We start from the raw sequence: 22,156 nt of genomic DNA on the forward strand, positions 1-22,156 counted from the left end.
GCCTTGTGGCGATATTACGCGCTGCGGCCGGATTTGCGCAGACGAACCGAAGATCAGGTGTTCTTGGAGATCGAGATCGTCGGGAACTTGGCCGAGTAGTCCTTGGCCTGCGCTGCGATCTTCACGGCGATGCGGCGGGCCAGCGCCTTGTACTGCTTCGCATGCTCGCCGTCCGGCTCGGCGACGACGGTCGGGCGGCCCTCGTCCGCATGGACGCGGATCGCCATCGCCAGGGGCAGGCCACCGAGATAGTCGATGTCGTATTGCCGGGCCATCTTCTCGCCACCATCGGCGCCGAAGATGTGCTCCGCATGGCCGCAGTTCGTGCAGACGTGGACCGCCATGTTCTCGATCACGCCGAGGATGGGCACGCCGACCTTCTCGAACATCTTCAGGCCCTTCTTGGCATCGATCAGCGCGATGTCCTGCGGCGTCGTCACGATGACGGCGCCGGTCACCGGCACGCGCTGCGAGAGGGTCAGTTGGATGTCGCCGGTGCCGGGCGGCATGTCGACGATCAGGTAGTCCAGGTCTTGCCAGCGGGTCTGACGCAGCAACTGCTCCAGCGCCTGCGTGGCCATCGGACCACGCCAGATCATCGCCTGGTCGTCATCGACCAGGAAGCCGATCGACATGATCTGCAGGCCGTGGTTCCGCAGGGGCTCCATGATCTTGCCGTCCAGGCTCTCGGGCCGACCCTTGGCGCCCAGCATCGTCGGCTGGCTGGGGCCGTAGATGTCGGCATCCAGAATGCCGACGCGCGCGCCCTCGGCGGCCAGTGCCAGTGCGAGGTTCGCCGCCGTCGTGCTCTTGCCGACACCACCCTTGCCGGAGGCGACGGCGATGATGTTCTTGACGCCCGGCAGCAGCTGTACGCCGCGCTGCACCGCGTGGGCGGTGATGCGGCTGCGGATGTCGATGACGACCCGGCTCACGCCGGACACGGTGCGCGCCGCGGCTTCCAGCGCCGCACGCAGCGCCTCGAATTGACTGGCCCCGGGATAGCCCAGTTCGACTTCGAAGCCGACATCGCCGTCGGCGGCGATGCTCAGGTTCTTCAGCTGCTTGGTGCTGACGAAGTCGCTGCCCGTGTTCGGGTCGATGACGGCCTGCAAAGCCTGGAGCAGCGCGGATTCTTGGATCATGGCGATGAGTCTGGTCAGAGGGAATGGCCGCCATTGTTCCACGCAAGGCGTGCCTACACTGGTGGCCATGAATACACCCTTGATCGATCATCTGAGCGGCCTGCTTGCCGGCGGGCGGCGCGTCATGCTGGGCCTGGTCGGCTGCCCCGGTGCCGGCAAGTCGACGCTCGCCGAGTCGCTACAACAAGCTTTCCCCGACATCGCGCAGGTCGTGCCGATGGACGGCTTCCACCTCGCTAACGTCGAGCTTCAGCGGCTCGGCTTCGCCTCGCGCAAGGGCGCGCAGCACACCTTCGACGCGGCCGGCTACGTCGCGCTGCTGCAGCGACTGCGCGCGCAGCGCGAGGGCGAAGTCGTCTACGCGCCCGAGTTCCGTCGCGAAATCGAGGAGCCCGTCGCCGGCGCGATTCCCGTCTTCCCCGAGACGCGCCTCGTGATCACCGAAGGCAACTACCTGCTGCTGGACGAAAGCCCATGGGCACGCGTGCGGCCGCTGCTGGACGAGGTGTGGTTCGTCGATGTGGACGACACGCTGCGCAACGAGCGGCTCGTCGCCCGGCATCAGCGCTTCGGCCGCACTCGCGAGGCTGCGCTGGCCTGGATCGCGGGCAACGATGCGCTGAATGCGGAAGTCATTGCCGCAACGCGCGGACGCGCCGATCGAGTCGTGCATGAATGAAAAAAGCACCTGAGGCTTTCGCGTCAGGTGCTTCTTCGTTTTTGGTGGGCCCTGAAGGATTCGAACCTTCGACCAACGGATTAAGAGTCCGCTGCTCTACCAACTGAGCTAAGGACCCAGCTCTCCCTTGCGGGGGAATCTGGTACTGCAATGTTTTTGTGGTGGGCCCTGAAGGATTCGAACCTTCGACCAACGGATTAAGAGTCCGCTGCTCTACCAACTGAGCTAAGGACCCACGACAAAAACATCGCGAGAGACTGAAATCTGGTGGGTTGTGCGGGGCTCGAACCCACGACCATCGGATTAAAAGTCCGGTGCTCTACCAACTGAGCTAACAACCCTGAATACATCCCCTCTTTCGAGAGAACTTGTAGTTGTTCTGCTCTTCAGCAGAGCCTCACATTATAGGACGAGTTTTTTGGCCTTCGCAAGAGTTTTGCAAAAAACTTCTGATCAACTCGGCAGCTGCCGCCATGCCGAAACTCGCGGTCACCGCCGCGCTCGAACCATAGCCGTGGCAGTTGAGGCTGCCGTCGCTGGACTCGGCAACTTCGCAGGCATCGCTCTCGTCCGCCGCGGGCATGTGCACCGGCTCACGCGAGAACACGCAGGCCACTTTCATCTTGCCGCTGCGCGGCGCGCCGTACTGCTTGCGCAGGCGCTGGCGCAGCGAGGCGAGCAGCGGGTCGTGCGTCGTGTCGGCCAGGTCTTCGATCGACAGCAGATGCGCCTGCCGCTTGCCGCCGGCTGCACCCACGGTGACGAAGGGCAGACTGCGCTCGCGCGCCCAGGCCGCCAGCTTCGCCTTGGCGCGGACCTGGTCGCAGGCGTCGATCAGTCCGTCGACTTCTGTCGTTAGCAGCGCGGGCCAGTTCTCCTCGGTCACGAAGTCGTCGACGATCGTGACCTCGCAGCCCGGGTGGATGTCGGCGATGCGCTGCTTCAGCGCGTCGCCCTTGGCCATGCCGACGGTCGAACCCAGGGCCTGGATCTGGCGGTTGATGTTCGATTCGGAGACCTGGTCGAAATCGATCAGGGTCAGGGCCGCCACGCCCGAGCGTGCCAGCGCCTCGACAACCCAGGAGCCGACGCCGCCGAGGCCGACGACGGCAAAGCGCGCGCCGCGCAGCCGCGCATAGTCGCGCGCGCCATAGAGACGCCTCAGCCCGCCGAAGCGGCGCTCCAGATCGGCATCGAGTTCGGTGAGCATCATCAGACCATCCGCTCCATGCGCCACATCTGGAAGCGCAGCGAGGCCACCGCGCCGATGATGATGGCGGCCAGCGCCAGGAAGCTGCCGATGCTCAGGGTCGACACGCCCGAGATGCCCTGCCCGATCGTGCAGCCCAGCGCGACGACGCCACCGACGCCCATCAGCACGGCACCGATCAGGTGGTTCGCCACGTCATCGACGCGGCCGAAGCCTTCCCAGCGGAAGCTCTTCGTCGCCAGCGCATAGGCGCCCGAGCCGGCGGCCACGCCGAGGCAGGCAACGATCGGCCAGGTCAGCACCTTGCTCTTGTCGCTGAAGAACATCAGCCAGTCCAGGGTGTAGGCAACCGGCGCCACGAAGCTCAATCCGTCCATGCGCGATGCGGTGGTGGCGCCGACGAAGGCTTCCTGCAGCGTGTTCGGATCCTCAGCCACATAGCCGAGCCGGCCGCCGACCCACCAGAGCCCGGCCACCACGAGCCCGCTGCCGATGCCGCCGACCAGCGCATCGGCACTGCGCCCCTCACCCTTCATCAGCGCCCAGCCGACCAGCAGCAGGCCCAGCACGCCGCCGATGGCGAGGGCCAGCGTCTGCTTGGCCGCACCGAGCGAAGGCGCCAGCAACGAAGGCAGGTCCTGGCCGGTCGGCAAGGTCACCGCCACCGCGTCGACGGTCTCCACGCGCAGCACGGCCGTGATGCCCTTCAACGTCGCGAAGGCTGCGATGCCCATCACGAGGAAGACCACCAGCGATTTCAGGTTGCCCGCGCCGAGCCGCACCAGCGTTTTGCTGCCGCAGCCCGAGGCCAGCACCATGCCGAAGCCGAACATCAGCCCGCCGACGATGTTCGACAGCCACAGCAGCCGCGGCGCCGCGTAGATCGTCTTGCCGGCATCGAGCCAGCCGAGGAAGACCATCGCGTTGAAGCCCAGCATCGCCACGCCGATGGCCATCACCCACATGCGCATGCGTGCCCAGTCGCCCATGTTCACGATGTCGGCCACGGCGCCCATCGTGCAGAAGTGCGTGCGTTGCGCGATCGCGCCGAACAGGAAAGACAGACCGAAGGCCGCCCAGAGAACTTGGTGGCCCAAGGCGGCCATGTCGATGTCTTGCATAGGGCGCGGATTGTAAATAGCCAATAAAAAGGCCCTGCGTCGCAGGGCCTCGTGTCAGTGCACTAACGCCTTACTTGAGCGAAGCCAGCCGCTCCTTGCCGGCCTGGGCCGCCTCGGACGTGGGGAAGGCCTTGATCAGGTCCTGCAGGCTCTTGCGGGCGCTCTTGTTGTCCTTCAGCTCGATCTGGCAGTTCGCCAGCGCGAGCATCGCCTCGGGTGCGCGCGGATGATCCGGCGTTGCCGCGAGGAAGGCCTTGAAGGTCGCCACGGCGTCCTTGTAGTTGCGCTGACCGTACTGGGCATTGCCCAGCCAGAAGCGCGACGAGTCGGCATAGCCGCTGGCCGGGAACTGGCGCAGGAAGCCGTTCAGGCCGGAGGCCGCCTCGTCGAAATCACCGCGGCGGACCGCGGCCATCGCTGCGTCGTAGCCGCGCTTCTCTTCCGGCGAGACCTGGAACTCCTTGCCGTCCAGCGAGACCTTCTGCGGCTCCAGCGGCTTGAGCCGGGTGTTCAGCGAGTCCTGCTGGTCGAGCAGCTTGCGCTGCGTGTCCGACAGATCGCGGGCGAGCTGCTCGTTCTGGCCGCGCAGCTTGGCGATCTCGCCGCGCAGCGAGTCGATCTGGCCGTTGAGGTCGAGGATGCTGCGGCGCAGCGGATCGATCTGCTCCTGGACCAGGCGGTCCAGGCGCGCACGCGTCGCGTCATCGTTCTGCTGCTGCTTGGCGCGCAGGTCGAGGATGGCCTTGCGGGCCTCGTCGTCCTCGAACAGCGCGGCGCGCGCAGGCAGCGCTGCCGCGGCCAACGCCACGGCTAGGCCCAGCGCGGAGAAACGATGACGCAACATCATGATCACTTGTCCTTCAGGTCAACGCGACGGTTCTTGGCCCAGGAGGCTTCAGTGTGGCCGGCGTCCATCGGGCGCTCCTTGCCGAAGCTGGTGGCTTCGACCTGGGCAGCGTTCACGCCCAGCAGGGTCAGCGACTTGGCAACGGCTTCAGCGCGCTTCTGGCCCAGGGCCAGGTTGTATTCGCTGCCACCGCGCTCGTCGGTGTTGCCTTCCAGGCGCAGGTTCAGGTTCTTGTTGTAGTTCAGGCGCTTGGCGTGAGCTTCGATCAGGCCACGGTAGTCGTCCTTGACGGTGTAGCTGTCGAAGTCGAAGTAGACGGCGCGCTGGTTGGCGACTTCGGCCGTGTACTGGGCGTTCAGGTCGACGGTGGCGACCTTGGACTCAGCCACCGGAGCGGTGCTGGGCTGGGCAGCGGTCGGCTGGGCCGGGGCGACCGGACGGCTCTCGACCGGTGCGGGTTCTTCCAGCTTGGTGGACGAGCAGCCGACCAGGGCGGCCGACGCCAACAGGCTCAGTGCGAAATAGCTCAGGGTGCGGTTCATCTTCATTGGATTGCTCCTGTTGGGGTGGCGTTTGATCGGTAGGCACTACGGGCCGGCATGTCTATGACAAGAACGCCGACCGGTCCGCGGCGAAATAAAGTAACAAATGTAATTGTCCAATGCTTGTCGGCGACTTGCTTAGGACTGGCTGAAGGCAGGCCTGCAAGACGCGCAATTTCGCATGGGTGTCATTACTTCCTGTCCTGGCCGAACGGGCCCCAGGTCGGCTCGCGAACATCCGCCGAAGTGGAAATCAGCTTGGCCTTGATCTTGCCGTCCAGCGTCGTCGTGACGAGCACGTCGCGGCCGCCGGCCTTGGTGGCATAGACGATCAGCCGGCCGTTCGGCGCGAAGCTGGGGCTCTCGTCGTCGGTCGTCTCGGTGATCTGGTTGACGCTGCCGCTGGCCAGGTCCATCACGCAGAGCTTGAACGAGCCGCCGCCCACGCGCGTGATGTACGCCAGCGTGCGGCCGTCGGGCGAGATGTCCGGGCTGATGTTGTAGTTGCCGGTGAAGGTGACGCGCTGTGCCGGGCCGCCCTGGGCCGGCATGCGGTAGATCTGCGGGCTGCCGCCGCGGTCGCTGACGAAGTAGATCGCCGAGCCGTCGGGCGTGAACACCGGCTCGGTGTCGATGGCCGGCGAGGTCGTCAGGCGCCGCACGCCGCTGCCGTCGCGGTTGATCAGGAAGAGCTGCGAGCCGCCGTCGCGCGACAAGGTCAGCGCGAGTTGCGAGCCGTCCGGCGAGAAGGTCGGTGCGCTGTTGCTGCCCTTGAAGTTGGCGACCTGCCGGCGCTGGCCGGTCTGCAGGTTCTGAATCCACACGACCGCCTTGCGCGTCTCGAAGGACACGTAGGCCAGTTCGCGGCCATCGCGCGACCAGGCCGGCGAGATGATCGGATCGGGACTCGCCAGCGCGACCTGGCCGCCCTCGCCGTCGGCATCGGCGATGCGCAGGCTGTAGCGGCCGCCGGCCTTGGTGACGTAGGCCATGCGCGTGGCGAACACGCCGCGCTCGCCAGTGAGCTTTTGATAGATGGCATCGGCCATGCGGTGCGCCGCCAAGCGCACGTCGTCGGGCGCCACGGCCTGGGCCTCGCCGCCGAGGTCCTGGCCCTTGACGGCATCCCAGAGCTTGTAGCGCACGTCCACGCGGCCATCGGCCAGCTTGGCGCACGAACCCGCGGCCAGCGCATCGGCACCACGGCCACGCCATTCGGTCCAGACCGGGGAGGATGTCTCGGTGAGGCCCGCTGGCGCATCGATGATGCGGAACTGGCCGCTGCGCTCCAGGTCGGCACGCACGATCGAGGCGACCGGCTGGCCGGCACGCGCTTCGTCGCGCAGATCGGGAATCGCGATCGGCACCTGGACGCTGCCGACGCCGGAGATCTCGACGCGGAACTGCGCCAGGGCCGGTCTGCCGACGAGTGTCGTGGCTGCTACGGCCGCCGCACCGGTCAGCCAGTGGCGGCGCGAACTCGAGAGGGTGCTCTTGGATTTTTCGGGCTCAAGCATCCACTCATTTTGCCTCAGCAAACTTGAAAGGCTTTGTAAGACAGCGCCGCTTGAATTACGGCTGTAACCCGGAAAGGCCTAGAGCAGCACGATGTCGTAGTGCTCGGTCTGGTTGGCCGGCTCCGCGGTCAGCGAGATCGGCTTGCCGATGAAGTCGGACAGGCCGGCCAGGTGTTGGCTCTCCTCGTCCAGCAGCATCTCGACGACGTTGGCCGCCGCCACGACGCGGAACTCGCGCGGACTGAACTGGCGCGCCTCGCGCAGGATCTCCCGCATGATGTCGTAGCAGACCGAGCGGGCCGTCTTGATCTGGCCGCGGCCTTCGCAGGTCGGGCACGGCTCGCAGAGCATGCGCGCCAGCGACTCGCGCGTGCGCTTACGGGTCATCTCGACGAGGCCCAGTTGCGTGAAGCCGCCCACCGTCACCTTCGTGCGGTCCTTGGCGAGCTGCTTGCGGAACTCGCTGAGCACGGCGGTCTTGTGCTCCTCGCGCGTCATGTCGATGAAGTCGACGATGATGATGCCGCCCAGGTTGCGCAGCCGCAGTTGCCGCGCGATGGCGCCGGCCGCTTCGAGATTGGTCTTGAAGATCGTGTCGTCGAAGTTGCGGGCGCCGACGAAGCCGCCGGTGTTGACGTCGATCGTCGTCATCGCCTCGGTCTGGTCGACGATCAGGTAGCCGCCGGACTTCAGGTCCACCCGCCGCGCCAGCGCGCGATCCAGCTCCGCATCGATGTTGTAGAGATCGAAGATCGGCCGCTCGCCGCGGTAGTGCTCCAGCTTGGCCGTGGCCGCCGGCATGAACACCTCGCCGAAGCCGTGCAGCACCTCGGTCTGCATCTTGGAATCGATGCGGATCGAGTTGGTCTTCTCGCTGGTCAGGTCGCGCAGCACGCGCTCCACCAGGCTCAGGTCCTGATGCAGCAGGCTGCCGGGCGGCGACTTCTGCGCCCGTTCGCGGATCGTGCCCCAGGTCTTGCGCAGGTAGGCGATGTCCGAGCCCAGCTCCTCGTCGGAAGCGTCCTCGGCGTTCGTGCGCAGGATGAAGCCGCCACCGCCGCCCTCCTCACGCTTGCCGACCAGACCCTGCATCCGCGCGCGCAGTTGCTCGCGCGCCTCGGGCGAGCCGATCTTCTGCGAGATGCCGATGTGGTCGTCCTGCGGCAGGAAGACCAGCATGCGCCCGGCAATCGAGATCTGCGTGGACAGCCGCGCACCCTTGGTGCCGATCGGGTCCTTGATGACCTGCACGGTCAAGGCCTGACCCTCGAACACCAGCCGCTCGATCGGCACGGCCGCGCCGGCCTCGCCATGGTGGTTGCGCGGCGTGGCGCCGTTGACGTGCAGGTCGGCCACGTGCAGGAAGGCCGCACGCTCCAGGCCGATGTCGATGAAGGCCGACTGCATGCCGGGCAGCACCCGCGCGACCTTGCCCGAATAGACGTTGCCGACGAGACCCCGCTCGAGCGTCCGCTCGATGTGCAGCTCCTGCACCGCGCCGTTCTCGACGATGGCCACGCGCGTCTCCTGCGGGGACCAGTTGATCAGAATGTCTTCCATCGCTCGTCGCCAATTCTTTTTGAGTGTTGTTGCATGGCGCCGGGCCATGCAGCACGACTCGTCGGAACTCGCTCAGAACTCGATCTGCCAGGCTCGCAGCAGCTGCGCGGTCTCGAACAGCGGCAGGCCCATGATGCCTGAATAGCTGCCCGCGATGCGCGAGATCCAGGCCGCAGCCTGGCTTTGTATAGCATACGCGCCAGCCTTGCCGAAGGGCTCGCCGCCGTCCACATAACGCTGGATCTCGGCGGCAGAGACCGGGGCGAAGTCCACTTCCGAGATGCTGATCGCAGCCTCGCGCCGCTCGCTCGAACCCACCGCCACCGCCGTCATCACGCGGTGCGTGCGGCCCGACAACAGGCTCAGCATCGCGAACGCATCGCCGGCATCGGCGGGCTTGCCGAGAATGCGGCCATCGATCGTCACGGTCGTGTCGGAGCAGAGCACCGGCGCCCGCGGCAGACCGCGCCGCTGCAGCCGAACCAGAGCGGCGTCGAGCTTGGCCGCGGTGACGCGGGTGACATAACGCTCAGGATCCTCGCCATCGATCACCGCCTCCAGCGCCTCGGCATCCTCGTCCGGACCGGCCAGCAGCAGTTCGTGGCGCACGCCGAGCTGGTCGAGCAGTTGCCGGCGGCGCGGGCTTTGGGAGGCGAGGTAGATCATTCGCGGTGGTAGGGGTGACCGGTCATCACAGTCCAGGCGCGGTACAGGCCCTCGGCCAGCAGCACACGGGCGAAGGCGTGCGGCAAAGTCAGGTCGGACAGGCGCAGCGTCTCGTCGGCCGTGGCTTTCAGCGCGGGCAGCAGGCCGTCGGGCCCGCCGATGATCAGCGCCACGTCCCGGCCATCGCCCATCCAGAGCTTCATCCGCTCGGCCAGTTGCATGCTGGTGCGACGCTCGCCGCGCTCATCGAGGATCAGGCGGCGCACGCCCTTGGGCAAGGCCGCCTCGATGCGCGCGGCCTCCGCCGTCATCAGCTGCTCGGCCGTCTTGCCGCTGGTGCGCGGCTCGGCCTTCACGGCCTTCAGCTCCAGCCGCAGCTCGGGCGGGAAGCGCTTGGCGAAGTCCTCGTAGGCCGCGTCGGCCCAGGCCGGCTGGCGCTGGCCGACGGCAACAAGGAACAAGCGCATCAGGCCTTCGTCGTCTTGCGGGCGGGAGCCTTCTTTGCAGGAGCCGCCTTCTTGGCGGGCGCTGCGGCCTTCTTGGCGGGAGCGGCAGTCTTCTTGGCCGGCGCCGCCTTCTTGGCTGCGGGCTTGGCCGCGGGCTTGGCTGACGATGCGGCCTTCTTGGCAGCCGGCTTGGCCGCGCCGACCTTGATCGTCTTGGTCGCCGGCGTCTTCACGCCGACCACGCGGGTCACGCCCTTCTTGGCGGCCGGTGCCTTCTTGGCGGCGGGTGTCTTGGCCGGAGCGGCCTTCTTCGCGGCAGCGCGCGGCTTCTTCGCTTTCGGCGCGTCGTCCTCGTCGTCGGGTTCCGAGGCCTTGACCAGCCGGACCTCGCTGTCGCCCAGCTTCAGCTTGACCGGCTTGCCGCCCCAGATTTCTTCGAGGTGGTAGTAGTCGCGGATCGCCGGTTGCATCACGTGGACGACGGCGGCGCCGCAGTCGACGATGATCCATTCGCCGTTGTCCTCGCCCTCGGTCCGCATCACCTGCATGCCGCGGCCCTTGACGGTTTCGCGCACGCTGTTGGCCAGCGACTTCGTCTGCCGATTGCTGGTGCCGGAAGCGATGATCACGCGCTCGAACAGCGGAGACAGGTGCTCCGTGTTGAAGACGACGATGTTCTGTGCCTTCACGTCTTCCAGACCATCGACGATGGCGCGTTGCAGCTTACGAATGTCCATTCATTACCTTGTTGTAAAGGCGGTGGCGGCTAATGTACTGCGCCACCGCGTCGCCCACCAGCGGGCGGATGTCCTCGCCGCGCGAGACTTTCTCGCGCACTTCGGTCGATGAAACGTGCATCGCCGGCATCGCCAGTCTCTGCACCTTTCCTGACACCGCTGCGACTTCCGCAGCGGCATGAACTTCTTCGTCGGCACGCGCCGCCACGGCCAAGGTCACCTGCCCGAGCAGATCCTGCCAGCGATGCCAGCTGGGCAGGCGCGCGTACTGGTCCTGCCCGATGACGAGGAACAGCTCGGCGCCGGGGTGGGCCACCCGCAGTTCCTCCACCGTGTCGACGGTATAGCTGGCGCCCTCGCGCTTCAGCTCCCGCTCGTCGACGGCGAATGAGGGCTCGCCCTCCACCATCAGGTAGACCATCGCCAGCCGGTGCGCCGCCTCGGTCACCCCCGGCTTCTGCCAGGGATTGCCGGCTGGCACCCAGAGCAATTGATCCAGCTTCAACTGATCGACCGCGCAGCGCGCGAGCGCCAGGTGGGCCAGGTGAACCGGATCGAAGGAGCCGCCGAACAGCCCGATCCGCGCTAGAGCCATAGATGCGTGGCCTGCTCGTCGGCCCAGTCGCGCGGGCGCAGGAAATCGGTGTAGAGGCGGGCCTCCTGCGTGCCCTCCTCCGGCGCCCAGTCGTAGCGCCACTTCACCTGCGGCGGCATGCTCATCAGGATCGATTCGGTGCGGCCGCCCGACTGCAGGCCGAACAGCGTGCCGCGGTCGAACACCAGGTTGAACTCGACGTAGCGGCCACGACGATAGGCCTGGAAGTCGCGCTCGCGCTCGCCATAGGCCAGCACCTGGCGGCGCTCGACGATGGGCAGGTAGGCCGGCAAGAAGGCATCGCCGACCGCGCGCATCAGCGCGAACGAGGCGTCGAAACCGCCTTCGTCGTGATCGTCGAAGAAGATGCCGCCGATGCCGCGCGGCTCGTCGCGGTGCTTCAGGAAAAAGTACTCGTCGCACCAGGTCTTGTAGCGCGGGTACAGGTCTTCGCCGTGCGGCTGCAGCGCGGTGCGGCAGGTCCGGTGGAAGTGCTGGGCGTCGCGCTCGAAGCCGTAGTAGGGCGTCAGGTCCATGCCGCCGCCGAACCACACGACGGGCTCGGCATCCGGGGGCATCGCCGCGAACATGCGCACGTTCATGTGCACCGTGGGCACGAAAGGGTTGTGCGGGTGGATCACCAGCGAGACCCCCATCGCCTCGAAGGCGGCGCCGGCCAGCTCCGGCCGGTGCTGCGTGGCCGATGGCGGCAAGACCCGGCCCCGCACGTGCGAGAAGTTGCAGCCGCCGCGTTCGAACAGCGCGCCGTTCTCGATCAGGCGCACGATCCCGTCACCCTCCAGCCGGCCGCCGGGCTCGCGCTCCCAGGCGTCGGTGATGAAGGGGTTGCCGTCTGCCGCCTGCAGGGCCGCGGCAATGCGCTGCTGCAGGTCGAGCAGGTAGTTCCGGACTGCGAGGGTGTCGATCATGTGCGGAAGCGAATCGGACTCGCCATCTCGGGGCGCTTGCCGGTGTGCTGAGCCAGGTGCGCGGCCATCAGCGCGAGGTCCCGTTCCGGGTCGCCGCCGAGGCGGACGAAGGTGTTGAAGCCGACGGTGCGCGTCGCGTAGTCCAGGTAGGCCAGGCCCACCGGCACCTGCGCCTGCAACGCCACTTGATAGGCGCCGGAACGCCAGCCGGCCGCCCGCGAGCGCGTGCCTTCCGGCGCCACGGCCAGCCAGAACAGCTCGCCGCGCTCGCGCGCCGCCTGCATCTGCTGCACGGTACCGCCGACCAGGCCGCTGCTGCTGGCGCGGTTGACCGCCACGCCGCCGAGCCACTTCGCCCAGCGGCCGAACAGCGGCACGCGGAACAGGCTGTCCTTGGCCCAGTAGCGCACCTGCAGGCCCAACGCCCACTTGGCGAAGATGCCGACGATGAAGTCCCAGTTCGAGGTGTGCGGATAGACCATCACGACGCCCTGCATCGCGGGCAGGCCATCGAAATCCACCTTCCAGCCGAACAGCCCCATCAGCCCGCGCGCGAGCGCGCTGCCGGCCGGCTTGAAGACGCGCGGGCCGGTGATCAGTTCGGGCGGGACGAGGACGTCGCGGGCGCTCATCCGCTCAGCGCTTGACGGCGCGATGACCAATGTCCTGGCGGTACTGCTTGCCGTCGAACTGGATGCCGGTCAGCGCCTCGTAGGCGTGCTGCTGCGCCTTCTTCACCGATTCGCCCAGCGCCGTCACGCAGAGCACGCGGCCGCCGGAGGTCACGAGCTTGCCGTCGACGTCGGCCGTGCCGGCGTGGAAGACCATCGCATCTTCCGCGTCGGCCGGCAGGCCGCTGATCGCGTCGCCCTTGCGCGGCGTCAGCGGGTAGCCGTCGGCGGCCATCACCACGCCCAGCGCCACGCGGCGGTCCCATTGCAGCTCGACCTGGTCGAGCGTGCCGTCGGTCGCGTGCAGCAGCACCTCGAACAGGTCGCTCTTCAGCCGCATCATGATCGGCTGCGTCTCGGGGTCGCCCATGCGGGTGTTGAACTCCACGGTGCGCGGGTCGCCGTGGCTGTCGATCATCAGGCCGGCGTACAGGAAGCCGGTGAACGGGATGCCGTCCTTGGCCATGCCGGCCACCGTCGGCATGACGATCTCGTGCATCACCTTGGCATGGACGTTGGGCGTGACGACCGGCGCGGGCGAATACGCACCCATGCCGCCGGTGTTCGGGCCTTCGTCCTTGTCGAGCAGGCGCTTGTGGTCCTGGCTGGTGGCCAGCGAGACGACGTTCTTGCCATCGCACAGCACGATGAACGAGGCTTCCTCGCCTTCGAGGAACTGCTCGATCACCACGCAGGCGCCGCCCGCGTTGTGGGTGACGCCGAGCTTGTTGTCTTCAAGGATCCAGTCGATCGCCTCGTGCGCCTCGGCCAGCGTCATCGCGACGACCACGCCCTTGCCCGCCGCCAGGCCGTCGGCCTTGATGACGATCGGCGCGCCCATGCGGTCCACGTAGGCATGCGCCGAGGGCGCGTCACCGAAGGTCTCGTAGGCGGCCGTCGGGATGTTGTGGCGCTTCATGAAGTCCTTGGCGAAGGCCTTGGACGATTCGAGCTGCGCGGCGGCCTTGGTCGGGCCGAAGATGCGCAGGCCGCGAGCGCGGAACTCGTCGACCACGCCGGCCGCCAGATAGACCTCCGGGCCCACGACGGTCAGCGCGATCTTCTCGTCGGCCGCGAAGTCGGCCAGCGCCTTGACGTCGGTAATCGGGATGTTCTTCAAGCGCTCGTCGCGCGCCGTGCCGCCATTGCCCGGCGCCACGTAGACCTGGCTCACCCGCTCGGATTGCGCCAGCTTCCAGGCCAGCGCATGCTCGCGCCCGCCACCACCCAGGACCAGGACCTTCATTCTTCGATGCTCGCGTTGTGGAACACGGCTTGCGTGTCATCCAGGTCTTCAATCACGTCCAGCAGCTTCTGCATGCGCTGGGCGTCCTCGCCGGTCAGGGCGATCGTGTTCTCGGGCCGCATCGTCACCTCGGCCACCTCGGCCTTCAGGCCGGCAGCTTCCAGCGCGTCGCGCACCTTCTCGAAATCGGCCGGCGCGGTCAGCACCTCGATGGCGCCGTCGTCATCGGTGACCACGTCCTCGGCGCCGGCATCCAGCGCCACTTCCATCACCTTGTCTTCCGAGGTGCCGGGCGCATAGATCAGCTGGCCGCAGTGCTTGAACTGGAAGGCCACCGCGCCTTCGGTGCCCATATTGCCGCCGTACTTGCTGAAGGCGTGGCGCACCTCGGCGACCGTGCGGACCCGGTTGTCCGTCATCGTGTCGATGATGATGGCGGCGCCGCCGATGCCGTAGCCCTCGTAGCGGATTTCCTCGTAGCTGATGCCTTCGAGCGTGCCGCTGGCCTTCTCGATGTTGTACTTGATGCGGTCGGCCGGCATGTTGGCGGCCTTGGCCTTGTCCACGGCCAGGCGCAGGCGCGGGTTGGCGTTCAGGTCGGGGCCACCCTGGCGGGCCGCCACGGCAATTTCACGAACGATACGGGTCCAGACCTTGCCGCGCTTCTCGTCCTGGCGGCCCTTGCGATGCTGAATATTGGCCCATTTGGAATGACCAGCCATTGAGTCCTGCTCCTGCTCTTGCTCGTAGGGGCTGCGTGAGGCCGCGGCCCTGGTTTTGCTTGGATAGACTGGCATTTTAGTCTGTGCCCCCTGGAGTCCCCATGACCGACCCGATCCTGCTTGCCCGAAACAAGGACGTCGAATGCCTGCTGCTGCCGGCGCTGGCCAACCGCCACGGCCTCGTCACCGGCGCGACCGGCACCGGCAAGACGATCAGCCTGCAGACGCTGGCGGAAAGCTTCTCGCGGCTGGGCGTGCCGGTCTTCATGGCCGACGTCAAGGGCGACCTGACCGGCATCTCGCAGGCCGGCCAGCCCGGCGCCAAGCTGCTCGCCACACTGAAGGAACGGGGCCTGGACGCCCCCGCATCGATCAAATGCCCGACCACCGTCTGGGACGTGTTCGGCGAGCAGGGCCACCCGGTGCGCGCCACCATCTCCGACATGGGGCCGCTGCTGCTGGCGCGCATGTTGTCGCTGAACGACACCCAGCAGGGCGTGCTGCAGCTGGTGTTCAAGATCGCCGACGACGCCGGCCTGCTGCTGCTGGACCTGAAGGACCTGCGCGCGATGCTGCAGCACGTGGCCGACAACGCGTCCGAGTACCAGACCAAGTACGGCAACGTCAGCGCGGCCAGCGTCGGCGCGATCCAGCGCGGGCTGATGAGCATCGAGGCCCAGGGCGGCGACAAGTTTTTCGGTGAGCCGATGCTCAACATCGCCGACCTGATGCAGACCGAGAACGGCCTGGGCGTCATCAACATCCTGGCGGCCGACAAGCTGATGGCCTCGCCGCTGCTCTACGCCACCTTCCTGCTGTGGATGCTGTCAGAGTTGTTCGAGACCCTGCCCGAGGTCGGCGACCTGGACAAGCCGAAGCTGGTGTTCTTCTTCGACGAGGCGCACCTGCTGTTCAAGGACGCGCCCAAGGCGTTGATCGACCGGATCGAGCTGGTCGTGCGGCTGGTGCGCTCCAAGGGTGTCGGCGTCTATTTCGTGACACAGAACCCGCTGGACATCCCGGACTCGGTGCTGGGCCAGCTCGGCAACCGCGTCCAGCATGCGCTGCGGGCCTTCACGCCGCGCGACCAGAAGGCCGTCAAGGCCGCGGCCGAGACGATGCGCGCCAAGCCGGGGCTGGACATCGCCACGGCGATCACCGAACTGGCCGTCGGCGAGGCGCTGGTGAGCCTGCTCGACGAGAAGGGCCGGCCCGGCGTCACCGAGCGCGTGTTCGTGCTGCCGCCGGGCAGCCAGATCGGGCCGATCACGGCCGAGCAGCGTGCGGCGCTGATGCAGAACTCCCTGGTCGCCGGCGTCTACGAGAAGGTGCTGGACCGGGAGTCCGCCTACGAGAAGCTGCGCGGCGTGGCGGCGCCCGCGGCGGGCGGACAGCCGGTGCAGCCGATACCGGGCGTCCCGACGCCGGCCGGCCAGGCGGGGAGCGATGGGGGCGGCGGCATGTTCGACGGCCTCAAGGGCGTGCTGTTCGGCACCACCGGCCCGCGTGGCGCGCACCACGAGGGCCTGGTGGAGGTGGCGGCCCGCTCAGCCATTCGGACGATGGGTTCGGCAGCCGGGCGGGAGATCATCCGCGGCGTGCTGGGCAGCATCCTCGGCGGGGGCAACAGCCGGCGCCGCTGACCGACCGTTCGCGCCGCGCCGCCGCCGTTCGTCGCAGCGGCATCGCCGGCGGCGGCAGGGCTGGGCACGATGGCGACCATTCCAACCCGCCTATCGGAGCCCGCCATGCAAGAAGTCATCACCCAGATCCTCTCCCACGTCCCGACCTGGGTTTGGGCCATCCTCGTCTTCATCATCGTGATGGGCGTCCGCCAGAGCCGCGATCAATCGATGAGCCGCGGCCGCCTGCTGATCCTGCCGATCGTCTGGCTGGCCTTCGGCTTCTGGGGCGTGGAGACGACCTTCGGGCTGCACGCCGCGCCGCTGCTCGCCTGGGTGGCCGGCCTGGCCGCGAGCCTCGCGCTGGTCCGCCGCTCGGGCTGGCCCGGTGGTGCCTACGCCGAAGGCAAGGCCGAAGCTCAGCGCTATTTCGTGCCCGGCAGCTGGACGCCGATGGCGCTGATGCTGACGATCTTCTGCGCCAAGTTCGCCCTGGGCATGAGCCTGGCGATGAACCCGGCGCTGGCGCAGCAGACCGCCGCCGCGATCGGCTTCAGCGCCCTGTTCGGCGCGCTCAGCGGTGCGTTCCTCGGCCGTTCACGCAACATCCTGGCCCGCGGCGTGCGCCCCGCGGCGGGTTTGTGCGAGGCCCAGGCCTGATGACCGGCGCCGACAATACGGCCATGCTCCTTTCCGTTCCCGATCTGGCGCGCTGGGCCGGCCGCCAGGTCCTGTTGATCGTCATCGTCGCCCTGGCCGTTTCTGTCGGTCTCGTGGTGGTCTTCCGGCTGCCGGTAGGCATCACGCTGGTCTACAGCTTCTGCATCACCGCCGCCTGCGCCTTCTTCGTCCAGAGCCTGAGCCGTGCCAGCCGCCTGCTGATGCAGCGCCTGGGCGACGCCAGCGAGGAGCGCCGGCAGTGGCCCGGCTGGCCGCTGATGCTGGTCAGCCTGGTGCTCGGCACCATCGGCGGCTACGGTGTCGGCACCGCCGCCGGCAACTGGCTGACCGGCCTGCACAACAGCGCGCTGCACGACGTCAACCTGCGCGATGCGCTGACGATCCTCGTCGTGGCCTTGATCCCCGGCATCGGCACCACCTACTTCTTCCTCAGCCGCGGACGACTGGCCGCCGCCGAACTGCGCGTGCAGACCGCCCAGCGCCAAGCCGCCGAGACGCAGCTGCGGCTGCTCGAATCGCAGCTCGAGCCGCACATGCTGTTCAACACCCTGGCCAACCTGCGCGTGCTGATCGGGCTGGACCCCACGCGTGCCCAGGCCATGCTGGACCACATGATCGCCTTCCTGCGTGCCACGCTCACCGCCTCGCGCAGCGGCAGCCACTCGCTGCGCGAGGAGTTCGCGCGGCTGCAGGACTACCTGGCGTTGATGCAGGTGCGCATGGGAGAGCGCCTGCAGCCGGCCTTCGAGCTGCCGGCGGAGCTGGCCGAGCAGCCCGTCCCGCCGCTGCTGCTGCAGCCGCTGGTGGAGAACGCGATCAAACACGGCCTGGAGCCCAAGATCGAGGGCGGCGCGCTGGTCGTCAGCGCGCGCCGGCAAGGCGGTCAACTGATCCTCGAAGTCCGCGACGGCGGCGTGGGCCTGGGCAATTCCCGCGAGCAGGGAACGCAGTTCGGCCTACACCAGGTCCGCGAACGCCTTGTCACCCGTTACGGCGACGCAGCCTCGCTCGCGATCGCGCCTGTGCCTGCGCCCGGCGCCGGTACCCTCGTCACCCTCACCCTTCCCCTTTCATGAATCCAAGCGCACTGATCGCCGAGGACGAGCCGCTGCTCGCCGCCCACCTGAAGCAGGAGCTGGCCCGGCTGTGGCCGGAGCTGCAGATCGTCGCCCTCGCGCCGCACGGCCAGGCCGCCGTCGACGAGGCGCTGGCGAAGCGCCCGCAGGTCTGCTTTCTCGACATCCGCATGCCCGGCATGACCGGCCTCGAGGCCGCCGCGGCCCTGGCCGACGAGTGGCCCGACGACGGCACGCCCTTCCCGCTGCTGGTCTTCGTTACCGCCTACGACCAGTACGCCGTGCAGGCCTTCGAGCGCGCCGCCTTCGACTACCTGCTGAAGCCGCTGCAGACGGAACGGCTGGCGCAGACGGTGCAGCGGCTGAAGGCCGCGCTCCAGTCGCAACAACAGCAGCGCCAGCTCGACCTCGGCGCCGCCGTGGACCAGTTGCGCAGCCTGCTCGGCGCGCAAGCCGCCGTGCCCGCCGCCGCACCGCTGCGCCTGCTGCAGGTGAGCCTGGGTAACAGCATCCTGATGGTGCCGGTCGACGAGGTGCTGTACTTCGAGGCGGCCGACAAGTACGTGCGCGTGATGACCGAGGGCGGCAAGGAGCATCTCGTGCGGGTCTCGCTGCGCGAACTGCTGCCGCAGCTGGACACGCAGCGCTTCTGGCAGGTCCACCGCGGCACGATCGTGCGGGCCGACGCCATCGAGCGCGCCGTGCGCGACGAGGCCGGCAAGCTGACCCTGCACCTGCGCGGCAGCCCCGACAAGCTGGCCGTCAGCCGCATGCACACCCATCTCTTCAAAGGCCTGTAGTCACCTCATGAGCACACTGCTGCGCGAACGCATCCACGGCGAGGAAGCCAAGGTCTCCAGCGTCGAGCTGTTCTTCGACCTCGTCTACGTGTTCGCGGTCACGCAGCTTTCGCACCGCCTGCTGGAGCACATGAGCCCGATCGGCGCGCTGCAGACCCTGCTGCTGTGGTTCGCCGTCTGGCTCGGCTGGCAATACACCTGCTGGGTAACCAACTGGTTCGACCCGGAGAAGCTGCAGATCCGTGTGCTGCTGTTCGCGCTGATGCTGGTCGCGCTGCCGATGTCGGCGGCGATTCCCGAGGCCTTCGGCGAGCGCGGGCTGCTTTTCGCCGCCTGCTACGTGGGCCTGCAGGTCGGCCGTTCGGTCTTCGTGCTGCTGTGCCTGGGCCGTGGAAACGCCTTGACGCCGAACTTCCTGCGCATCCTCGGCTGGACCGTGATCTCCGGCATCTTCTGGATCGCTGGCGCCTTGCAGGAGGACGCCACGCTGCGGCTGGCGCTGTGGGCGGTGGCCGTGCTGTGCGAATACGTCTCGCCGATGTTCGGCTTCGTGCTGCCGGGCCTGGGGCGCTCCAGCACGCAGGACTGGACGATCGAAGGCGGCCACCTGGCCGAGCGCTGCCAGCTGTTCGTGATCGTCGCGCTGGGCGAATCGATCCTCGTCACCGGCGCCACCTTGGCCCAGTCGGCCGACTGGGGCGGCGACACGCCGCTGGCCTTCGCCCTCGCCTTCGCCACCAGCCTGGTGCTGTGGTGGATTTACTTCGACACCAGCAGCCGCGATGCCAGCCATCGCATCGCCCATGCGGCCGACCCGGGCGGCATGGGCGCGCTGTTCCACTACCTGCACGTGCTGATCGTCGGCAGCGTGATCGTCGTGGCCGTGGGCTGCGAGCTGCTGATGGCGCATCCGCACGAGCACGTCGGCCTCCAGCACGTGGCGGCCACCCTGGGCGGGCCGGGGCTGTACCTGCTCGGCAATGCGCTGTTCCGCCGGGTCGTCTACGGCAGCGTGCCGGCCTCGCACATCGCCGGGCTGCTGGGGCTGGCGGTGTGGGCAGCCGCCGCGACGGCGCTGGGCCTGAGCCTGCTGGCGCTGTGCGCCGGCATCGTCGCACTGCTGCTGATCGTCGCGGCCTGGGACGGCTGCACGCAGCGGCAGTGATAATCGACCTAACCCGATAACTCGACGCGCCGCCCCTCGCCGGGCGGCGTTGGCATTCATGTCCCATTCCGCCGACGACACCGTCAAGGTCAGCAACTTCCTGCGCGCCATCATCGAACGCGATCTCGAGGCCGGCACCAACGCCGGCCGCAACTTCGCCGGCACGCCCGGCGATGCCGCCCACCACCAGGCGGGCGCCCCCGATCCGGCCAAGGTGCGCCTCCGTTTCCCGCCCGAGCCCAACGGCTACCTGCACGTCGGGCACGCCAAGAGCATCTGCCTGAACTTCGGCCTGGCACGCGACTACGGCGGCATCTGCCACCTGCGCTTCGACGACACCAATCCGGAGAAGGAAGAGCAGGAGTACGTCGACGCCATCGAGGAGATGGTGAAGTGGCTGGGCTGGAACTGGGAATCGAACGACACCTCGCATCTGTTCTTCGCCAGCAACTACTTCGACTTCATGTACCGCGCGGCCGAGTACCTGATCTCCGCCGGCCTGGCCTACGTGGACGAGCAGACGCCCGAAGAGATGCGCCTGCACCGCGGCGACTTCAACACGCCCGGCACCGACAGCCCGTTCCGCTCGCGCACGCCGGAGGAAAACCTGGCCCGCTTCCGCGAGATGCGCGACGGCAAGCATGCCGACGGCGCGATGGTGCTGCGCGCGAAGATCGACATGGCCTCGCCCAACATCAACCTGCGCGACCCGACGCTGTATCGCATCCGCCGCGCCACCCACCACAACACCGGCGACAAGTGGTGCATCTACCCGATGTACACCTACGCGCACCCGATCGAGGACGCGCTGGAGCGGATCACCCACAGCGTCTGCACGCTGGAGTTCGAAGACCAGCGCCCGTTCTACGACTGGCTGCTCGAATCGCTCGCCGCCGGCGGCCTGCTGGCCCACCCGCTGCCCAAGCAATACGAGTTCGGCCGCATGAACCTCAGCTACGTCGTCACCAGCAAGCGCAAGCTGCGCCAGCTGGTCGAGGAGAAGCACGTCAAGGGCTGGGACGACCCGCGCATGCCCACCCTGGTCGGCATGCGTCGCCGCGGCTACACGCCGGAGAGCATCCGCAACATGGTCGACTCGACCGGCGTGACGAAGAGCAATTCCTGGATCGACTACTCGGTGCTCGACGGCTACCTGCGCGCCGACCTCGAAGGCAAGGCCGCCCGTGCCTGCGCGGTGCTGGACCCGGTGAAGCTGAAGTTCACGAACTGGGCCGAGCTGTTCGGCAGCGAAGACCACGTCGAGCTGTCCCACGCCCCCGCCCACCCGCACCTGCCGGAACTCGGCACGCGCGAGTTCAAGATGGGCTCCGAGGTCTGGATCGAGCGCGACGACTTCCTGGAAGTGCCGGTCAAGGGCTACCAGCGCCTGTTCCCGGGCAACAAGACGCGCCTGAAGTACGGCTACGTCGTCGAGTGCACCGGCTGCGAGAAGGATGCCGACGGCACGATCACCGCCGTGCTGGCCACCATCGTGCCGGACACCAAGAGCGGCACGCCGGGCGCCGACGCGATCAAGGTCAAGGGCGTGATCACCTGGGTCGGCGTGCAGGACGCCGTCGCCGCCGAGGTGCGGCTGTACGACCGGCTGTTCACCGAGGCCCAGCCCGATGCGGGCGGCCGGGACTTCCTGGAGGTGCTGAACCCGGGAAGCCTGAAGGTGGTCCAGGCCTGGCTGGAGCCTTCACTGAAGGACGTGGCGGCCGGCGCCGCCTTCCAGTTCGAACGCCACGGCTACTTCGTGGCGGATCGCGTCGATCATCGCGCCGACAAGCCGGTCTTCAACAAGATCACCGGGCTGCGCGACAGCAACTGGGCGAAGTAAACGTCTGGTTCAATCGCTCGCGAGGACGACCGGCGTGGCGTACTCGTGGCCGATGACGGCGCGCGCGAACAGGTAGTTCTCGCGCGCCCGCTCGCTGAGCATGTCGAGAAAGACCGAGCCATGCTCGTCGCAGGGGAAGATCAGCGCCTTGCCGCTGTGGAACAGCGACTGGAAGCGCAGCTCGAACTTCGAGGGCGGGCGTTTGCTGGCGGAAGCGGTGGTGGTGTCCATGTACTGCTCCAACGTGTACGGCTGCAACGCATTCTTTTGCAGAACCGTTGACGCAAGACTAGGCCGATGATGCGGGCGCTGCACGTGCAAACGCCGCAGGAATTA

General features: G+C 67.7%; 23 protein-coding genes and 3 tRNA genes. 7 read left to right on the plus strand and 19 right to left on the minus strand.

Annotated features, from left to right (window positions below; translation table 11 throughout):
• Nucleotides 1-53: 53 nt before the first annotated feature.
• Nucleotides 54-1,145, minus strand: coding sequence for an iron-sulfur cluster carrier protein ApbC (gene apbC / locus SNE35_RS27230; RefSeq protein ID WP_320426197.1), 1,092 nt, complete (start codon nt 1,143-1,145; stop codon nt 54-56).
• A 67-nt stretch (nt 1,146-1,212) separates the two neighbouring features.
• Here apbC and SNE35_RS27235 point away from each other — a divergent pair, with 67 nt between their 5' ends.
• Nucleotides 1,213-1,824, plus strand: a complete 612-nt coding sequence (locus tag SNE35_RS27235; protein WP_320426198.1) for a nucleoside/nucleotide kinase family protein — start codon at nt 1,213-1,215, stop codon at nt 1,822-1,824.
• A 42-nt stretch (nt 1,825-1,866) separates the two neighbouring features.
• Here SNE35_RS27235 and SNE35_RS27240 read toward each other — a convergent pair.
• From SNE35_RS27240 to SNE35_RS27320, 17 genes are all read right to left on the minus strand, one after another.
• Nucleotides 1,867-1,942 (minus strand) — tRNA-Lys (locus tag SNE35_RS27240).
• A gap of 41 nt (nt 1,943-1,983) precedes the next feature.
• Nucleotides 1,984-2,059: transfer RNA gene (locus tag SNE35_RS27245), tRNA-Lys, on the minus strand.
• A 30-nt stretch (nt 2,060-2,089) separates the two neighbouring features.
• Nucleotides 2,090-2,165 (minus strand) — tRNA-Lys (locus tag SNE35_RS27250).
• 56 nt (nt 2,166-2,221) lie between these two features.
• Complete coding sequence (locus tag SNE35_RS27255; RefSeq protein WP_320426496.1) at nt 2,222-3,034, minus strand: tRNA threonylcarbamoyladenosine dehydratase; 813 nt, start codon at nt 3,032-3,034, stop codon at nt 2,222-2,224.
• A 2-nt stretch (nt 3,035-3,036) separates the two neighbouring features.
• On the minus strand, nt 3,037-4,155 hold the full coding sequence (locus SNE35_RS27260; RefSeq protein WP_320426199.1) for a YeeE/YedE family protein: 1,119 nt from the start codon (nt 4,153-4,155) through the stop codon (nt 3,037-3,039).
• A gap of 70 nt (nt 4,156-4,225) precedes the next feature.
• Complete coding sequence (ybgF, locus tag SNE35_RS27265) at nt 4,226-5,002, minus strand: tol-pal system protein YbgF (protein ID WP_320426200.1); 777 nt, start codon at nt 5,000-5,002, stop codon at nt 4,226-4,228.
• A 2-nt stretch (nt 5,003-5,004) separates the two neighbouring features.
• Nucleotides 5,005-5,550 carry a peptidoglycan-associated lipoprotein Pal gene (gene pal / locus SNE35_RS27270; protein WP_320426201.1) on the minus strand — a complete coding sequence of 182 codons (546 nt, stop codon included), beginning with the start codon at nt 5,548-5,550 and terminating at the stop codon, nt 5,005-5,007.
• 185 nt (nt 5,551-5,735) lie between these two features.
• Nucleotides 5,736-7,061, minus strand: coding sequence for a Tol-Pal system beta propeller repeat protein TolB (gene tolB / locus SNE35_RS27275; protein ID WP_320426202.1), 1,326 nt, complete (start codon nt 7,059-7,061; stop codon nt 5,736-5,738).
• Between the two features lie 78 nt (nt 7,062-7,139).
• Nucleotides 7,140-8,621: a ribonuclease G gene (gene rng, locus SNE35_RS27280; protein WP_320426203.1), complete on the minus strand. Its 1,482-nt coding sequence runs from the start codon at nt 8,619-8,621 to the stop codon at nt 7,140-7,142.
• Nucleotides 8,622-8,693: 72 nt separating this feature from the next.
• Nucleotides 8,694-9,287 (minus strand): Maf family protein, encoded by a 594-nt coding sequence (locus SNE35_RS27285; protein ID WP_320426204.1) that lies wholly within the window; start codon nt 9,285-9,287, stop codon nt 8,694-8,696.
• Nucleotides 9,284-9,754 carry a 23S rRNA (pseudouridine(1915)-N(3))-methyltransferase RlmH gene (rlmH, locus tag SNE35_RS27290; protein ID WP_320426205.1) on the minus strand — a complete coding sequence of 157 codons (471 nt, stop codon included), beginning with the start codon at nt 9,752-9,754 and terminating at the stop codon, nt 9,284-9,286. The genes SNE35_RS27285 and rlmH overlap by 4 nt, the downstream gene beginning before the upstream one ends.
• On the minus strand, nt 9,754-10,470 hold the full coding sequence (gene rsfS / locus SNE35_RS27295; protein ID WP_320426206.1) for a ribosome silencing factor: 717 nt from the start codon (nt 10,468-10,470) through the stop codon (nt 9,754-9,756). Before rsfS ends, rlmH begins: the two co-directional genes overlap by 1 nt.
• Complete coding sequence (nadD, locus tag SNE35_RS27300; protein ID WP_320426207.1) at nt 10,457-11,065, minus strand: nicotinate-nucleotide adenylyltransferase; 609 nt, start codon at nt 11,063-11,065, stop codon at nt 10,457-10,459. The genes rsfS and nadD overlap by 14 nt, the downstream gene beginning before the upstream one ends.
• Nucleotides 11,056-11,994, minus strand: a complete 939-nt coding sequence (gene hemF, locus SNE35_RS27305) for an oxygen-dependent coproporphyrinogen oxidase (protein ID WP_320426208.1) — start codon at nt 11,992-11,994, stop codon at nt 11,056-11,058. The genes nadD and hemF overlap by 10 nt, the downstream gene beginning before the upstream one ends.
• Nucleotides 11,991-12,626 carry a 1-acyl-sn-glycerol-3-phosphate acyltransferase gene (locus SNE35_RS27310; protein WP_320426209.1) on the minus strand — a complete coding sequence of 212 codons (636 nt, stop codon included), beginning with the start codon at nt 12,624-12,626 and terminating at the stop codon, nt 11,991-11,993. Before SNE35_RS27310 ends, hemF begins: the two co-directional genes overlap by 4 nt.
• A gap of 4 nt (nt 12,627-12,630) precedes the next feature.
• A complete protein-coding gene (gene purD, locus SNE35_RS27315) occupies nt 12,631-13,911 on the minus strand; it encodes a phosphoribosylamine--glycine ligase (protein WP_320426210.1) in 1,281 nt (426 codons plus the stop codon).
• Nucleotides 13,908-14,633: a YebC/PmpR family DNA-binding transcriptional regulator gene (locus tag SNE35_RS27320; RefSeq protein WP_320426211.1), complete on the minus strand. Its 726-nt coding sequence runs from the start codon at nt 14,631-14,633 to the stop codon at nt 13,908-13,910. The genes purD and SNE35_RS27320 overlap by 4 nt, the downstream gene beginning before the upstream one ends.
• Before the next feature lie 101 nt (nt 14,634-14,734).
• Between SNE35_RS27320 and SNE35_RS27325 the strand changes: the two genes are divergently transcribed.
• The 6 genes from SNE35_RS27325 (at nt 14,735) to SNE35_RS27350 (ending at nt 21,820) form a co-directional block, all read left to right on the plus strand.
• Entirely contained in the window at nt 14,735-16,276 is a 1,542-nt protein-coding gene (locus SNE35_RS27325) for a helicase HerA-like domain-containing protein (RefSeq protein ID WP_320426212.1), read from the plus strand.
• Between the two features lie 105 nt (nt 16,277-16,381).
• Nucleotides 16,382-16,915 (plus strand): DUF6622 family protein, encoded by a 534-nt coding sequence (locus SNE35_RS27330; RefSeq protein ID WP_320426213.1) that lies wholly within the window; start codon nt 16,382-16,384, stop codon nt 16,913-16,915.
• Nucleotides 16,916-16,938: 23 nt separating this feature from the next.
• Nucleotides 16,939-18,012, plus strand: coding sequence for a sensor histidine kinase (locus tag SNE35_RS27335; RefSeq protein ID WP_320426214.1), 1,074 nt, complete (start codon nt 16,939-16,941; stop codon nt 18,010-18,012).
• Complete coding sequence (locus SNE35_RS27340) at nt 18,009-18,812, plus strand: LytR/AlgR family response regulator transcription factor (RefSeq protein WP_320426215.1); 804 nt, start codon at nt 18,009-18,011, stop codon at nt 18,810-18,812. Before SNE35_RS27335 ends, SNE35_RS27340 begins: the two co-directional genes overlap by 4 nt.
• 7 nt (nt 18,813-18,819) lie before the next feature.
• A complete protein-coding gene (locus SNE35_RS27345) occupies nt 18,820-19,977 on the plus strand; it encodes a low temperature requirement protein A (RefSeq protein ID WP_320426216.1) in 1,158 nt (385 codons plus the stop codon).
• A 58-nt stretch (nt 19,978-20,035) separates the two neighbouring features.
• Nucleotides 20,036-21,820, plus strand: a complete 1,785-nt coding sequence (locus SNE35_RS27350) for a glutamine--tRNA ligase/YqeY domain fusion protein (protein WP_320426217.1) — start codon at nt 20,036-20,038, stop codon at nt 21,818-21,820.
• Nucleotides 21,821-21,829: 9 nt separating this feature from the next.
• Here the strand turns inward: SNE35_RS27350 and SNE35_RS27355 are convergent, their stop codons facing one another.
• Nucleotides 21,830-22,051, minus strand: a complete 222-nt coding sequence (locus SNE35_RS27355) for a hypothetical protein (RefSeq protein ID WP_320426218.1) — start codon at nt 22,049-22,051, stop codon at nt 21,830-21,832.
• Nucleotides 22,052-22,156 lie beyond the last annotated feature (105 nt).

The organism is Roseateles agri, from assembly GCF_034043675.1.
GTDB lineage: Bacteria > Pseudomonadota > Gammaproteobacteria > Burkholderiales > Burkholderiaceae_C > KK5.

Excerpts from the sequence above, each read along its gene's own strand:
- SNE35_RS27260 (WP_320426199.1), bottom strand. The coding sequence starts at position 4,155 with ATGCAAGACATCGACATGGCCGCCTTGGGCCACCAAGTTCTCTGGGCG.
- SNE35_RS27285 (WP_320426204.1), bottom strand. The coding sequence starts at position 9,287 with ATGATCTACCTCGCCTCCCAAAGCCCGCGCCGCCGGCAACTGCTCGAC.
- SNE35_RS27235 (WP_320426198.1), top strand. The coding sequence starts at position 1,213 with ATGAATACACCCTTGATCGATCATCTGAGCGGCCTGCTTGCCGGCGGG.
- SNE35_RS27330 (WP_320426213.1), top strand. The coding sequence starts at position 16,382 with ATGCAAGAAGTCATCACCCAGATCCTCTCCCACGTCCCGACCTGGGTT.
- SNE35_RS27320 (WP_320426211.1), bottom strand. The coding sequence starts at position 14,633 with ATGGCTGGTCATTCCAAATGGGCCAATATTCAGCATCGCAAGGGCCGC.
- rng (WP_320426203.1), bottom strand. The coding sequence starts at position 8,621 with ATGGAAGACATTCTGATCAACTGGTCCCCGCAGGAGACGCGCGTGGCC.
- nadD (WP_320426207.1), bottom strand. The coding sequence starts at position 11,065 with ATGGCTCTAGCGCGGATCGGGCTGTTCGGCGGCTCCTTCGATCCGGTT.
- SNE35_RS27345 (WP_320426216.1), top strand. The coding sequence starts at position 18,820 with ATGAGCACACTGCTGCGCGAACGCATCCACGGCGAGGAAGCCAAGGTC.
- rsfS (WP_320426206.1), bottom strand. The coding sequence starts at position 10,470 with ATGGACATTCGTAAGCTGCAACGCGCCATCGTCGATGGTCTGGAAGAC.
- SNE35_RS27335 (WP_320426214.1), top strand. The coding sequence starts at position 16,939 with ATGCTCCTTTCCGTTCCCGATCTGGCGCGCTGGGCCGGCCGCCAGGTC.
- pal (WP_320426201.1), bottom strand. The coding sequence starts at position 5,550 with ATGAAGATGAACCGCACCCTGAGCTATTTCGCACTGAGCCTGTTGGCG.
- hemF (WP_320426208.1), bottom strand. The coding sequence starts at position 11,994 with ATGATCGACACCCTCGCAGTCCGGAACTACCTGCTCGACCTGCAGCAG.
- SNE35_RS27355 (WP_320426218.1), bottom strand. The coding sequence starts at position 22,051 with ATGGACACCACCACCGCTTCCGCCAGCAAACGCCCGCCCTCGAAGTTC.
- SNE35_RS27350 (WP_320426217.1), top strand. The coding sequence starts at position 20,036 with ATGTCCCATTCCGCCGACGACACCGTCAAGGTCAGCAACTTCCTGCGC.
- SNE35_RS27310 (WP_320426209.1), bottom strand. The coding sequence starts at position 12,626 with ATGAGCGCCCGCGACGTCCTCGTCCCGCCCGAACTGATCACCGGCCCG.
- rlmH (WP_320426205.1), bottom strand. The coding sequence starts at position 9,754 with ATGCGCTTGTTCCTTGTTGCCGTCGGCCAGCGCCAGCCGGCCTGGGCC.
- SNE35_RS27340 (WP_320426215.1), top strand. The coding sequence starts at position 18,009 with ATGAATCCAAGCGCACTGATCGCCGAGGACGAGCCGCTGCTCGCCGCC.
- apbC (WP_320426197.1), bottom strand. The coding sequence starts at position 1,145 with ATGATCCAAGAATCCGCGCTGCTCCAGGCTTTGCAGGCCGTCATCGAC.
- ybgF (WP_320426200.1), bottom strand. The coding sequence starts at position 5,002 with ATGATGTTGCGTCATCGTTTCTCCGCGCTGGGCCTAGCCGTGGCGTTG.
- SNE35_RS27325 (WP_320426212.1), top strand. The coding sequence starts at position 14,735 with ATGACCGACCCGATCCTGCTTGCCCGAAACAAGGACGTCGAATGCCTG.
- SNE35_RS27255 (WP_320426496.1), bottom strand. The coding sequence starts at position 3,034 with ATGCTCACCGAACTCGATGCCGATCTGGAGCGCCGCTTCGGCGGGCTG.
- purD (WP_320426210.1), bottom strand. The coding sequence starts at position 13,911 with ATGAAGGTCCTGGTCCTGGGTGGTGGCGGGCGCGAGCATGCGCTGGCC.
- tolB (WP_320426202.1), bottom strand. The coding sequence starts at position 7,061 with ATGCTTGAGCCCGAAAAATCCAAGAGCACCCTCTCGAGTTCGCGCCGC.